At 69.1% G+C, this 13,949-nt stretch carries 8 protein-coding genes; 3 read left to right on the top strand and 5 right to left on the bottom strand.

What is annotated here, in order from left to right; translation table 11 throughout:
* Nucleotides 1-194 precede the first annotated feature (194 nt).
* Both AB0P35_RS39350 and AB0P35_RS39345 read left to right on the top strand, forming a co-directional pair.
* A complete protein-coding gene (locus tag AB0P35_RS39350) occupies nt 195-374 on the top strand; it encodes a LysM peptidoglycan-binding domain-containing protein (RefSeq protein ID WP_363520826.1) in 180 nt (59 codons plus the stop codon).
* Nucleotides 375-684: 310 nt separating this feature from the next.
* Complete coding sequence (locus AB0P35_RS39345) at nt 685-2,424, top strand: AIPR family protein (RefSeq protein ID WP_363520823.1); 1,740 nt, start codon at nt 685-687, stop codon at nt 2,422-2,424.
* Nucleotides 2,425-3,651: 1,227 nt separating this feature from the next.
* Here the strand turns inward: AB0P35_RS39345 and AB0P35_RS39340 are convergent.
* Nucleotides 3,652-4,806, bottom strand: coding sequence for a hypothetical protein (locus AB0P35_RS39340; protein ID WP_363520821.1), 1,155 nt, complete (start codon nt 4,804-4,806; stop codon nt 3,652-3,654).
* Nucleotides 4,807-5,041: 235 nt separating this feature from the next.
* Complete coding sequence (locus AB0P35_RS39335; RefSeq protein WP_363520829.1) at nt 5,042-6,082, bottom strand: zinc-binding dehydrogenase; 1,041 nt, start codon at nt 6,080-6,082, stop codon at nt 5,042-5,044.
* Nucleotides 6,083-6,461: 379 nt separating this feature from the next.
* Between AB0P35_RS39335 and AB0P35_RS39330 the strand changes: the two genes are divergently transcribed.
* Nucleotides 6,462-6,623: a hypothetical protein gene (locus AB0P35_RS39330; protein WP_363520819.1), complete on the top strand. Its 162-nt coding sequence runs from the start codon at nt 6,462-6,464 to the stop codon at nt 6,621-6,623.
* A 359-nt stretch (nt 6,624-6,982) separates the two neighbouring features.
* On the opposite strand, the gene AB0P35_RS39325 is transcribed toward AB0P35_RS39330, so the two are convergent.
* The 3 genes from AB0P35_RS39325 to AB0P35_RS39315 form a co-directional block, all read right to left on the bottom strand.
* Nucleotides 6,983-10,006 carry an SMC family ATPase gene (locus AB0P35_RS39325; protein ID WP_363520817.1) on the bottom strand — a complete coding sequence of 1,008 codons (3,024 nt, stop codon included), beginning with the start codon at nt 10,004-10,006 and terminating at the stop codon, nt 6,983-6,985.
* Nucleotides 10,006-11,166, bottom strand: a complete 1,161-nt coding sequence (locus AB0P35_RS39320; protein WP_363520814.1) for an exonuclease SbcCD subunit D — start codon at nt 11,164-11,166, stop codon at nt 10,006-10,008. The genes AB0P35_RS39325 and AB0P35_RS39320 overlap by 1 nt, the downstream gene beginning before the upstream one ends.
* Before the next feature lie 383 nt (nt 11,167-11,549).
* On the bottom strand, nt 11,550-13,373 hold the full coding sequence (locus tag AB0P35_RS39315) for an AAA family ATPase (RefSeq protein ID WP_363520812.1): 1,824 nt from the start codon (nt 13,371-13,373) through the stop codon (nt 11,550-11,552).
* Nucleotides 13,374-13,949: the final 576 nt, after the last annotated feature.

Raw genomic sequence — 13,949 nt, 5'->3', positions numbered from 1 at the left:
GAAAGTGCCTTCCTGCTGGTACGACTGGGACCTTAGACAAGCCTCATCGTTGCAGCTCAGAAGGCACTTTCGCTTTTCCGATCATGATCCGGACGCGCCCCCAGATGAAACGCGCAGGCTAGAGCCAGAAGGCAGAGGAAGCGGCCGCCGAGGCACGGTGCCGTGTGACGGGCACGTGCTCAACAGCCCACGTGGTGGAACCTGGCGACACTCTGTGGGCCATCGCCGAGAAGCTCCGCGGCGTCGCCCTGGAGTGGAAGACGATCTTCGCTGCCAACGTTGCGAAGCTCGAGGAAGTGGCGCGGGCGCACGGGTTCGCATCGAGCGACGACGGCCACTGGATCTTCCCGGAAACTGTTCTCGTCATTCCCTGACCGGAAGACTGCCGGCCCCCGAAGCGGGTCACCTGACCGAACCGGTGAGGCGACCCGCTAAAGCATGCTTCCTTGGTCACTTTCACAGCGCGGCACCCAGTTGCGGCCACTCGGATGAATCCGGGCCCGGCGCGCCGAGCACGGCTGTGCGCTCCCAGCGCACACCGGTGTGCGCGCGGCTTCGCCCACACGCCACGCAAAGAACGCAAATCACCTCGCCTGACAGGGAGTTCCTTGTGCGGGGGTGGTGTGCGGGCAGCTGCGCTGGGACGATGAACGCTTCTCGCGCGTGTACGGACCGAGGGGGCACATGGCACCCGTGCAGAGCAACGACCAGCGCCTGTTGGACCGCATCCTCGACGATCAGCACCGTCGCCTGGCGCCGCACAAGAGCCGGGAGGACTTCTTCACCTTCTTCACCGCCGACAAGGCGCTGCAGGAGTGGGACCTCGACAACGACGAGATCATGGACGGCATCGTCGACGGCGCGCACGACTGTGGTGTGGACGGCATCTGGTCCTTCGTCGACGGCCGCTATCTGACCGCGGACGCCTGCCAGTACCTGTCCGGCCGGTCGGGCCGGATCGACCTGGTCGTGCTGCAGGCGAAAACCTCCCCCGGCTATCAAGAGACGGTGTTCGAGAAGCTGCACTTCCACCTCCCGGCCCTGCTGGACATGGGCCGGCAGGAGGACGAACTGACGTCCCACACCAATGCGAAGCTCCTCGAGCGCACCCGCAGGTTCCTGCACGTGCTGGAGGAGTCGGCGTCGTCCTTCCCGGAGCTGCACGTGCGGGTGATCTACGCCTGCACCGCCCCCGAGGGCCCGCACCCCAACGTGAAGGCCAAGGGCGACCGGCTCCGCGGCGAACTGGCGAAGATCACATCGGGGGCGAAGGCGAAGATCGAGTACCTCAATGCCGCCGACCTGCGGGAACGCACCGCGCGCGGGGCCAAGGCCGTGGCCGAGCTCGTCTTCTCGGAAGCCCCTATGAGCACCTCCCTCGGCGAGGGCTATGTGTGCCTGGCCCGCATCGACGAGTACTACCGCTTCATCACGACGAAAAACCAGGCCCTGCGCCTCGAGCTGTTCGAGTCGAACGTCCGCGACTACGCCGGGTCCACCGCGGTCAACAGCGCAATCGCCGACACGCTGAAGTCCGGTACCGGCGAGGACTTCTGGTGGTTCAACAACGGTGTCACCGTCGTCGCGGACGCCGCCCAGATCATCGGCAAGCGGGTCGTCGTCAAGGAGCCGCAGATCGTCAACGGCCTGCAGACCAGCCACGAGATCCACAGCTACATCGAGTCCGGCGGCCACCACCGCGACCGCTCCGTGCTCGTCAAGATCGTCGTGGCACCGGGGTCCGGCACCGCCCGCGACCGCATCATCCGCGCCACCAACAGCCAGACCGAACTGCCGGCCGGAGCTCTGCGCGCCACCGAACCCGTCCAGAAGGACATCGAGGAGAGCCTCATCAACGCCGGCGGCTACTACTACGAGCGCCGCGCCGGCTACTACCGCAACCTCGGCTTCCCCCTCGACCAGGTCGTCAGCATGGCCCGCCTCGCCCGCGAGGTCACCGCCTTCGCCCTGCGCGAACCCCACACCGCGCTCAAGCACTCCGAGGCTCTGCTCCTCGAGGACACCCACTACAGCAAGATCTTCTCCCCCAAGCACGACCTCGACCTCTACCGCCGCTGCTTGGACGTCCACGCCGCGTTGCGCCGCTTCCTCACCGACTACGCCCAGGACCGGCCCCTGCTCGGCGAGACGGTTGAGAACTGGCTCTACCCGATGGCCTGCATGTCCGCCCACACCCTCACCCGCCTGCGCCAACCCACCGCCCGGGACCTCCTCAACATCGACCTCGCCCACCTCGACACCGAGCTGATGGAACGCATGGCCACCACCCTCGACGGCGCCTTCAAAGCCGCACTCCGGCAGAACAAGGCCGGCGGCGTCGACCGCATCGCCCGCAGCGCCGACTTCACCACCCGCCTGCGCCAGACCGTCGTCACCCAAACCCGTTACCACATCACCCACTGACCACGGCCGGACAAAGGCGCGGCCACGGATTCACGTGACCAGCCGAACGCGACCGCGAAGAGCCGCGTTCGAACTCTCGGCACTTGTCCCGACGATCACGCGGCTGTCATCTGCGTTTGGGTTCGGGCATCGGCCGGGGTGATCTGACAGATGCCGATCGAACCGGTCGCTGGCCACACCCACCCCGCCGTCCGGTCCCCGCGGCTACGGCCGCGGGGACCCGCCCCTTCCTCATACTCGCCGCGGCCTGTCTCTCGTACGGCACCACCGGGCCCGACCGAACGCCGACCGTGGTACCCGGCTGACTTTCTGTCAGCCCAACGGGTGGGCGCGGGGCGCAGCGAGAGAGGCTTTGCCGGTGTCCGGCAACGGCTCGGCCGAGGATGCGGGCGCTGCTGGACGGCCTCCGGGTGGGAACTCAGCACTGCGCCCGGCTCCCGGCACGGGGTCGACGCCATTCCGCGCCGAGGGCCTGCGCACGCTCGACAAGGGCCTGGTCAACGAGCGCCTCGACCAGGCCCGGCCGCGAGGCTAGGCAGCCTTGGCCGGCCCGCTCTGGTTTCTGGATCTAGCCGGTCCCGGCGACCATGCGGTCCACAGGTCGCTTGTGCGCTCCTTCGTCGGCAAGACCGTCGGCCATGCCCACCATCGCTTTCCTCGGCGATCCCGCCGACGACCGCATCCCCGGTCTCCCCAGGCTATGACCCGCGTCGGCGGTGCAGCTGGTCGATGCCTGTCTCGCGGGGACAGCGCTTGCCTCGATGGAGGCTGCAGGTCGCCACCGCTGGCACGTTGCTGTGGGCAGCGGTTCACCTAATGGCGGATCGGGGCAGGGTCGACCTGGTCCGCCGCGGGGGAAGGACGTGACGGGGAGGGCGCGAGGGCGGGAGCCTGTGTCACGGCCCGGGGTTCGGGCGGCGCGTCGCTTGCCTGGGCTGTCGTCTTCCACTGCTTGGCCGAGCGCAGGAGCAGGTGAGCGACTCTCAGCGCGAGGGCCGTGGCAACACCGCCGAGGAACTCGGGCACGGCGCTGTAGAGGACGTTCACCCGGCCGCCCTCCGCGCTGTGGGGGCGATGGCAGCGGTACGGGCCGACTGGCAGGCACCCAGCCGCTTGAGCTTCCGGCGAACACGGTCTCCGAACGCGGCCGGATCCCCGGCGCCTGCCTCCGCTGCCGCTTCGGCCCAGGTCATGCGGCTCGAGCTGTAGACCTCGGCGACCGCTGCCTCAGCGGGCTTCAGGGATCTCAGGACGGCGAGGACGCGGGATGTCCTCCAGCTCTCCGTAGAAGACGGAGTCCTCGGGTCTGCGGTGATCGGTGACGATGTCGCGCAGTGTGGTCCCGTCCCCCGCCGGTTCATCGAGCGAGCGCCACAGGCGCCCGCCGACCTTCCGCTTCCAGAGCGGTTGCAGATGCCGGTGTTCGGCTTTCGCATGGCGGCGCAGGAGGTCCACAAGTTCGGCGTCGTTACTCAGGCGGCTCTCAAGGCCACTCGTCCAGTTTCCGAGCAGCGCCATCTCGACGGCCGCGCGCCAGCTCTCCGGCTCGCCCAGGCCGAGCCATGAGCGGGTGAACTCGTCCACGGTCGCGGTGTCGCCCTCGATGGCGGCGTTGCGGGCGACGAGCGCGGCCATGAGTGCCTCGCGAGCGGCGGGCTCGAGCCGGTGCCGGCTCTGCTCCGCGAGCATGAGCAGGATCTTGGCAATGAAGTTGACGGGCGAGTGCCGAACGTCCGTGCGCTCCGCCTCGAGAAGGCCGGCTCGGCTGAGCGCACCCATGACGCCGAGGTAGAACCAGCGGGAGTCCTTCTCGTGGACGTTGACGATGCTGTCCGCGAGGCCTCGCCTGCGCCAGGAGTTCGCCATCCGGTGAAGATCGTCGGAGATCCGTCGGCGGTGCCTCTGCTGGTCCTCGTCGTCTGCCGGGACGTTCTCGAAGGCTGCTGCCATCGCCCTGAGCCGCTCGACGACCTTCGAGGGGCGCGGCGGGTGAGGGGCGGGCCACAGTGCGGAGCTGGCAGCCCCCGGCACGACCGAGGCACCCGGTGATGCCGTAGCCGCTTCGTTCCTTCGCCGCCCGGCGCGGCAGGCGGAGCGCCCGTCGCGCGGGCAGTCGGGGCAGAGGTAGCGGAGGTAGGCGTTCGCATCGAGCAGCTGCACCTGGGCGTGGCGGATGCGCTGGATCATGTGCAGGGCGAGCTCTTCGGTCCCACCGCATCGGTCGCTGTCCGACGGTGCGAACTGTGCGAGGGGGCGGGAGGACCGGTCGCGTGAGTCGGCGAGGGCGTCGCGCACCCACCGCTTCAGCGCGGTGTCCAACGTGTCCAGTGTCGCGACGCTCGTCCGACCGTCCTCGAGGTCGGAGTACAACATGAGGGCCATACAAGCTCCTTGCGGGTGACGCCTGTCGAGGTTCCTACCCCTTGGCCCGGCGTGGACGTGGACCGGCAATTTATCCGCCAACCAGGCATGTGATGTGCGTCACGCCCAAGGTTGGATCGGGTGGCACCGCGTCCGCGTGCAGTCGACCACCGGCATGGCCCGGCCCAACAGCCAAGAGGGAGTCCAGGCCTGCCCGCAGGACTCTCGGCCGAAGATCTGCGGTGGGTGCAGCGGGTCAAGGACGGCGCGGGTCGATCATCGTCATCCCGGCGGGAGAGGCGGTGTCGAAGGCCGGGAGGAGTGCGGCTGCCTCCGTCAGCCCGATGACCCGTTCGATCAGGTCCTGCGGGCGCAGCTCGCCGCGTTCGATGAGCGCAAGCATCCCGGGATAGTCGGCCGCCGCCATGCCGTGACTGCCGAGGAGGTCGAGCTCCCAGGCGATGACCCGGGCCATCGGAACCCGCGGGTGGCCGTTCACGGGAGGCAGCAGCCCTACCTGGACATGCCGCCCGCGTCGGCGCAGGCTCAGAATCGATGCTTCGAGGGTCTGCTCGCTGCCGACTGCGTCCACCGCGACGTGGCTGCCACCGCCCGTGATCTCGTGCACCTGAGCGGGAACGTCGCAGCCGTCGGCGACCAGGACATGGTCGGCTCCGAGAGCCTTCGCGGCGTCCAGGGCGCCGCTGTTGCGGTCGACGGCGATGACCTTGGCGCCCAGGGCCTTGGCAATCATCACCGAGCTGAGGCCGACTCCACCCGCGCCGATCACGGTTGTCCATTCGCCGCGGGCCAGGCAGGCACGGCCGGTCAGCGCACGATAGGCGGTGGCGAACCGGCAGCCCAGGCTCGCTGCCGCCTCGAACGAAACCGCATCGGGAATGGCGACCAGATTGGTGTCCGCGGCGTGCAGGGCCACGTACTCCGCGAAGGAGCCCCAGTGGGTGAATCCGGGCTGTTCCTGGTCGGGGCAGATCTGGGCATCGCCAGCGCGGCACCACTCGCACACGCCGCAGCCGCACACGAACGGCACCGTGACGCGGTCGCCCACCGACCACTTCTCCACCCCCGCGCCCACCGCGGCCACAACGCCGGCCAGCTCGTGGCCGGGCACATGCGGAAGCGCGATGTCGTCGTGGCCCGCCCACGCGTGCCAGTCGCTACGGCACAGCCCCGTCGCGTACACCTGCACCGCGACCCCGCCCACGGGCGGAACCGGGATCGCCACCTCACGCACCTCGAGCCGTCCACCGATGTTGTCCAACACCATCGCCCGCATCACGCCACATCCCTTCGAGCGTCATCCATCACCCCGAGAGGCTACCGACCTACTCCGGTGAGAATCCGTGCACCGAGCTCGTGTGTTTCGTTACGCCGGGCACGAAGGGGATCGCTGAAGTTGACGTCTGGCAGGCAGAGTTGGGGTCGGTCTTCGCCTGGGTGGCGGGCGGTTCTCACGACCGATCCGCGGTGGCGGATGTGAAACCACGTACGGGGCTCCTGGCGCCAGTAAGGCAGAAGAACGGCTGGCGGAGTGGGCGGGTCACCGTCGTCCGGCCGGCCCTGCGCACCTGTTGAACGGAGCACGCTGGGACGCGGACGCGGTGCACGGTGCTGCGCTACGACGCGGTCCGCACGGAGGCCGATCCAAAGCAGCCGTGCTCGCCTTCTACGAGGACGTCTACCGAGCCGGAGCCGCCCGCGCCGGCTGGGATGTCAGCAGCCTCCTGCCCGGGCGGCATCACGGCCCCTCGCCTGCCGGCCCCACCCCGCTGAACACGTCCGTTCCGGTGCAGTTGGTGATCGCTGCCTGCGTCTGACGCCGATACGTCACCTGGCAAGGGCGATGGCGTTCCACCCCGAACCGGCCGGGAGCGGGCCCGGCAGCGCGCAAGTGCCCGGGGTACGACGCCGTGCGGCCGACACCGCCCCGCTCCCCCGGCCTCTGCACACGCCAGTGGACGCCGTTCCCGTCGCGGAACCGCTGGCCGAAGCCGCACAGATCGATGCCGCTCGAGTGCCTCCCGCCCGGGGACGATGCCTGTCTTGGGCACTGCCGGGGCCGGAGGCGGATCGAGTGCGGGTGCCTGCCACCGGTTTTAGCGTTGTTACTGCGGTTGGCGGCGAAGTGGGCGCTTTGAGAATGTGCCGGTGCGCGCGGCCGCCGTCGGCGCGGAGGTCAGTACGCCAGGGCGGGGGCCATGGCCGTTACGGTCGAACCGTCTTGGCTCTTGCGGACCTGCATCTGCGTGGGGATGCGTCGGCGCAGGTCCGCGACGTGGCTCACGACTCCGACGGCACGGCTGTAGGAGCGGAGGTCGTCGAGTACCTCAAGAACCTCTTCCAGGGTGTCGTCGTCGAGGCTGCCGAAGCCCTCGTCGATGAACAGGGTGTCAAGCCGGCTACCGCCGGCTTCCTGGGCGACCACGTCGGCGAGGCCGAGTGCCAGGGCAAGGGAGGCGAAGAAGGACTCGCCGCCGGACAGGGTGCCGGTGTCGCGGGTTTGGCCGGTCCACAGATCGAGGATCTCCAGACCGAGGCCGGAGCGGCCGCGGCTGCTGGTACGCGCGTCGGTGTGGGACAGCACGTAACGGCCGGAGGACATCCGTTCAAGACGGGTGTTGGCCGCTTTCGCCACCTCCTCCAGCCTGGCCGCGAGGACGTAGGCCTCCAGGTGCATGCGGTACTGGTTGTCGCCCGACGTTCCTGCGGCGAGGTCCGCCAGATGTCTGGCCACCTGGTGGTCCTCGAGGAGCGGTGCCAGCCGCCCGACGGCATGCGTGAGGTCGTCGATGTGGCCGAGCAGCGCCTCACAGCGGTCTCGGCCGGTGCTCTCGGCGATGGCGGCTGCTTCCGACTGCGCGGCGGCGGCGGCAAGAGCCTTCTCTGCGGCTTGCAGGTCTGCCGGTTCTGTAAGTGCGGCCTCGGCTAGATCCGGGTCCTCCAGTGCCGCCGCGTGCTTGGCCTGGTCGGCGTTCCATGCGTCCAACCGCCCCTGCATCGCGACCAGTTCCGCATCGGGGAGCACGGCGAGACGAGCGTCGGCCAGTTTCTCGAACCCGGCAGCTGCAGACTCGGCCGTGGCAACCTGCCCAGCCCGCTCCATCTGCAGCGCGGCAACAGCTGCCCGCTGGATCGCTGTCCGCGCACGGGCGATCGCTTCCGCCTCGGCGGTGAGAGCAGTGCTGCGCGCAGCAACGGTCGGAAAGCCGTCCAGGGCACCGGCCAGGCGCAAGGTCAGGGTCTCCTGCTGGGCGCTTTGGGTTTCCTGCCGCCCCCGGTAGTCGCCGATCCTGCGGTCCAACGCGGCGAGTTCGCGAACTCGGGCTTCGCGCGTCTCGTCGAATGCCAGCAGGTCCTGGTGCGCGGTCACGGCATCGGCGGCGGCGTGCAGGAGGTCTTTGTGGGTTTGCTGGGCGTCGTGGTGGCGTTGCTGCAGATCCGCAGTCGCCTCCTCGCCGGCCAGCGTTCGGGCCGACGCTGCCTCGGCCGTGAGACGGACGAGGTTCTGCTCGGCCTCCTTGCATGCCTGGTCGGCCTGCTGGTACGCCTCCTCGGCGAGGGCCTCGTCCTCGCGGCTCGGATGGTCGGCTGCGGCGGTCGCCGGGCGCGGATGGACCAGCGAGCCACAGACCAGGCAGGGCTCCTCGGGGCGCAGTCGGCTGGCCAGCTCGCCGGCCATGCCGTCGATGCGTCGGTCCCGGATCTGGCGTGCGTGTGCCGCGGTGTGGATGACGGTCTTCTTCAGCTCGTCGACGCGGTTTTGTGCTTCGGTGATGTCGGCGGCCAGTAGGTCGCGGCGGCGGGCGGCGGCGAGTTGCTGTTCGAGGGTCGTCAGGGTGGTGGCGAGCTGGTCGGCCCGGGTCTGGGCCAGGTGGGCTGCGTCGATGCGTGCGGTGCACTCGGTGCGTCGGGTGTCTGCTTGGTTCAGCCAGTGGTTGATCTCGTCGTGGTCCGCCTGGGCCTGGTCCAGGTCGGCCGCGAGCTTGGAGAGCGAGGCGGCCAGTTCCCCGGAGCTCTGCTCGTCGTCGCGCAGTGCGTCGAGGCGGCCGAGGTCGTTCTTCAGCCGGTTCTCAACGGCGGCGAGGTCCCCGTCGGTGTCCTCGCTGTACGTGTCGGGAAGCTGTGTCCTGGCCTGCGTTTCGGCGAGGTACGCCTCTTGGTGGTCACGCTCTGCCTCGTCGAAAGTGTGAAGAAGGGGCCGGACCTGCTCGGCGCGGCGGCCGCGCTCCACGGTTGCTCGCAGTGCCTCGAAGGTCGGGGCCTGCGTGCGAAGGGCGGCGAGGGCTTCGGTCGCGGTGCGGTGGCGCAGCTGGCGTTCCGCGAGTGTGCGGACCTGTGCAGCCCGATTCTCTCGGGTGTTGTGCTCCGTCCGGGCGGCTTTTAGCGTGGCGGCATCGGTCCGGTGGACCTCGGCGGCGCGGGCGTGCACGGCTTTGGCCCATGTGAGTGCGGCGTGGTGGGTGGTGTCGATGCTGTCCTCAGACGGGGTGGTCTCCTCAACCGCGTCGGTGATCGGGGTTCCGGCTGTCTGCTGGATGCGGTCCACTTCGCGCAGTACCGCTCTGCGGGCGTCGTCGCAGCGCTGCCCGGTGTCCTTGGCGTGGTCGGTGAGCCAGCGTGCGACGTTGCGGAAGCGGTGGGTGCCGAAGAGGCGGCCCAGGACGGTGGCGCGGTCCTCGGCCTTGGCACGCAGAAATCTGGCGAAGTCGCCTTGCGGAAGCAGGACGACCTGGCAGAACTGCTCGCGGTTCATGCCCAGCAGGGCGTCGATCTCGCGGGCGACCTCCTGGTGGGCGGCGGCGATCGGCTTCCAGACCTCCTGGCCGAGGCTGCCGTCGCCGTGCCGTTCCTCCAGGCTGGTCTTGGCCTGGGCCTGCGTGGTGCCGTTTCCGCTGCGCCGGGCCCGTTCCTGCTGGGGGGTGCGCACGATCCTCAGGCGGCGCCCCGACATGCTGAACTCCAGCTCGACCTGGGTGATCGTGGCCGGCTCGGCGTGGTGGCTGCGCAGCGCCGTCTGGTGCCGGTCTCCCGGCACGTTGCCGTAGAGGGCGTAGCAGACGGCGTCGAAGATGGTGGACTTTCCTGCGCCGGTGGCGCCGTGCAGGAGGAAGAGTCCTCCTTGGGAGAGCGTGTCGAAGTCGACGCTCTGGCGGGTGCGGAAGGGGCCGAAGGCCTGCAGGGTGAGGGTGTGCAGGCGCATCAGTGGGTTTCCTTCGCGGTGTCGTTCAGGCGAGTGGCTTCGACCGCGCGGCGCAGCAGGTCCTGTTCGGCCGGGGTGGGGGCGTGGCCTCGGACGTGGTCGACGAAGCCGAGGGCGATGTCGAGTTCGGTGCGGTGGCGGGTGCGTTCGGTGTAGGTGGCGGTGTTCTGGGGGTTGCCGTCCTCGGGGGCGAAGGTGAGTTGGACGGTGTGGGGGAAGCGGGTGCGCAGGCGGTCCATGGCGTTGATGGGGCGCTGGGGGTCGGTGAGGGTGATGTGCAGCCAGGCGTCGCGCAGGTGGTCGTACTGGTGGTCGTGAAGCAGGGGGTCGAGGCGCCCTTCGATGGTGTCCAGGACACGGGGGCGGGGGCAGGGTATGGCTTCGGTGGTGAGGGCGGCGTCGGCGTCGAGGTCGATGAGCCAGGTGGTCTTGTCGTAGCCGGCTTCGGAGAAGGAGTAGGCGAGGGGGGATCCGCTGTATCGGATGCGGTCGGTGACTTTCTGCGGGCGGTGGAGGTGGCCGAGGGCGACGTAGTCGATGCCGTCGAAGATGGTGGCGGGAACGGTGGGGATGCCTCCGGCCGTGATGTCGCGTTCGCTGTCGCTGGTGTGGCCGCCGGTGACGAAGGCGTGGGCGAGGACGACGGATCGGGTGCCCGTGGGGCGGGTGGCGAGGTCGGCGCGGACACGGTCCATTGCAGCGCCGAGGACGGCCTCGTGGGTGGGCTTGTCCGCGGTCATCTCCTCACGGGTGAGGAATGGTTCGAGGTAGGGCAGGCCGTAGAACGCGACAGGTCCGTGCGCGTCGTGGAGGACCGCCGGGATGTGGCAGGTGGCCGGGTCGGTGCGCAGGTGGATGCCGGCGCGTTCGATCAGCCGGGCGGTGACGCCGAGGCGCTGCGGCGAGTCGTGGTTGCCGCTGATCATGACGACCGGTACGTGCAGGTCTGCGAGGCTGTTGAGTGCGTGGTCGTAGAGGGCAACGGCGTCGAGGGACGGGATGGCACGGTCGTAGACGTCGCCGGCGACGAGGACCGCGTTCACTTCCCGTTCCTGGACGACGGTCAGCAGGTGGTCGAGGAAGGCGCGCTGGGCGCCGATGAGGGACTCTCGGTAGAACGTCCGGCCGAGGTGCCAGTCCGAGGTGTGGAGCAATCGCATGATTGCTGACCGTAACCGTTCGGGTGTAGTGCGCGGGCCGACTTCGACGTCTTGGCCAGCGCGGTGGCCTGCAGGGGCATCTGTGGCGTGACGGCGCCGACCGGGGCAAGCGGCGGGCGCGGGCGAGGAATTTGTCAGTGCAACGGGAAAGAATATGGGCAGAGAGGAGGAGAGATGACTTCCGAACAAGGTTCTTTTGGCGACGGTTTCCCTGCTCCGAACGGGTGCCGGTGGTGTGGCATCGCCGAGCGGTCCCATGCCCGGCAATGGACGGAGAGTGCGGGCTGGCATGCCTGGGCCGCACCGACCGGACAGCAGCTCAAGGCCCGGATGAGGGCACGTCGCGCTGCCCGGCTGGAGAACGGCGCGCCGCCCGGAAATGATCAGGCCGCGCTTGAGCGCAATGCCTCGAATACCTCCCTCAGCTGCTCGGGGACGTCGGAGGGGGAACGCAGGGACGTTGCCAGTTCGTAGACCATGTCGGGTTTCCCGTCAGGGCTCTTGCTTCCCTGTTCCTTAACCATGTCCAGAATGTCCTTGCTGAATTTCCGGCCGCTGCGGTGCGCCTTGAAGTGTGCGGCCTCCCAGGGCTGGTGGCCGTCGGGCCGGGGCCACTTGCTGTTGGCCACCTGCGCCCACTGCTCGTCCTCAAAGAGTTCTTCGAGCTCGTTGTAACCCTTGGCCTCCCCGACGAAGGACACCTGTGTCGCGGGGTCGAGCCCGAAGTGGCGCAGCCGGTCATCTCTGAAGAACTTGGCGACGTTGCGGCTGTCGGCGTCCACGAGCAGCATCACGGTACGGCGCCGGTCGGCGAGGTAGCGGGCGAGGTGCAGGGCCCCCTCGTTGTTGTTGCAGGCCCACAGGGCGATTCCCGCTGCCTGCAGGGACAGCCCCTGCGAGAGGCGGAAAAGCACCGGGATGGCCTGCTGTTCCGTGGCTCCCTCGACGGCGAGGAAGCAGCGTTCGTGGAGCAGAACGGAGTTGCGCAGGCCCAGTGCCGAGGCGATCTGTCCGAGGTGCAGGTCGATGCCTTCGTGGGTGTCGTCGGCGAGGCGCTCGACGACGGTCCGGCCGGCCTCCAGGCGCAGGTGGACGACATCGGCGATGTCGACACCGTCGATGAGGTTCATCGAGTGCGTGGCCACGATGACCTTGACGGTGTCCGTCGCGCACTGGCGGCGGATGAGGTCCATGACGGTCCGCTGGTGGCTGTAGTCCAGGTGGGTGTCGGGCTCGTCGTACACAACGATCGTCTGGACGGGAGGCATGCCGTCTGTATCCGGATGGGGGTCTTCGAGAAGGCTGCTGGTCCACTCCCAGACGGCGAGGGCGATCCGGCGGTTGCTCCCGCGGCCGGACCTGGACAGGTCGACGCGCTCGCCCTGGGCGCGGGCGACGTGCAGGTGCGCCTGCCTGAAGCCGTGGGAGAAGGAGATCTCGGGTTCGACGGAGACCTCCAGGAGGTCCCGGCAGCGCGACTTGATGTGCTCGCACAGCGAGGCGGCGTCGTTCCTGACCAGGTCGGTGACCTCGGACTCGATGGTCCGGAGGCGGCCCTGCAGCCCGTCGTCCTCGAGATGGGCCTGGTAGCTGCCGGCCAGTGCCGTGTGGACGGCCCGGTCCGGGCTCTCGTCCTTCCCACTGAAGGCCAGCAGCCTCGGCAGCCGCCGCGCCAACGGCTTGGGCAGGACAACCCACTCGGTGCACTGCGGGGACGAGGTCGCATACGCGGCCAGCGCGGCCTGCAGGTCGGCCTTGAGCCCCTTGCCCTCGACCGGCACGTGGAAGTCGTCCACCAGCTCCTTCAGACCGGCCACAGTCAGGAAGCCGAAGTCCCGCAGCCTGGGATCTGCCGGGACCTCGGCCCAGTACTCGAGAACGGGCGCACCCTCGCCGTCCACGCGACGGCGGATCCTCAACTCGGCCGGGAAGCCGAGGCCCTGCTCGGACTCGTCCAGGACGAAACGGCCCTCGACCCATGTCGAGGCGCAACGCACCGGCGCGGTGGCCCCGGACGTCGGCGCGCTGTCGTAGGTCCTGTCCTGCTCGACCGGACGGTACCCGCCCAGGAGAAAGTCGAGTGCCGCGAGCACTGCGCTCTTCCCGCCGTCGTTGTGGCCCGCGAGAATCGTCGGCGCGCTGACGGGAATGTTCTCGACCAGCGTCAGCGAGCGGAACCCGCTGACGGAGAAGTCTTTCAGGTGCACTGTGCCGGCCGCTCCGCTCTCCCCTGCCCGCGCCATGTCAGGCAGCAACTGTCTTATTTCACAGCACTTCTGATGTTACGTCTGTTTCAGATTGGGCCCATCGTAGGCGCTTGCGCACGACGTGGTCACCCGCAATCGAAGATCGAAGGCCGGCACGGAGGGGGCCCTTGGATGTGCGCGCCGCCCCTCACCTGTCCGTACGAGCAGCCCCGAGCACCCCGCGGCACGGCCTACCTGCGGGGCCCACAAAGTTGGGCCTCCCACCGTGTCGGGTCCGCCCGTTAGGTTCCATGCCGGGAAGAGGACGGTGACCTTCCCACCACACCGGGGCAACGGTTGGAGTAGGACGCCGCAGGTCTCCGCAAGGGACATGCGGCGTCCTACGTCTGCAGCAAACCCGCCACCCGGTACCCCAGGCACGCGCCTGCGTGCCATGGCGCAGTCCTGGCGCCGCGCGGCATGGTGCGGTATCCACTCCCCGCCGATACCGCACCATCCCCGCCCGCGGCGCAGCAGGGCCCCCTCCGGCTGCGCCGCGGGCCCGGGGCCCCCCCCCGGGTCCGGGAGGCGTTCGGG

This window comes from Kitasatospora sp. NPDC085879, from assembly GCF_040686255.1.
Lineage (GTDB): Bacteria > Actinomycetota > Actinomycetes > Streptomycetales > Streptomycetaceae > Kitasatospora.
Note: the sequence above shows the minus strand (reverse complement) of the source record. Positions and strands in the feature narration are given on the sequence as shown.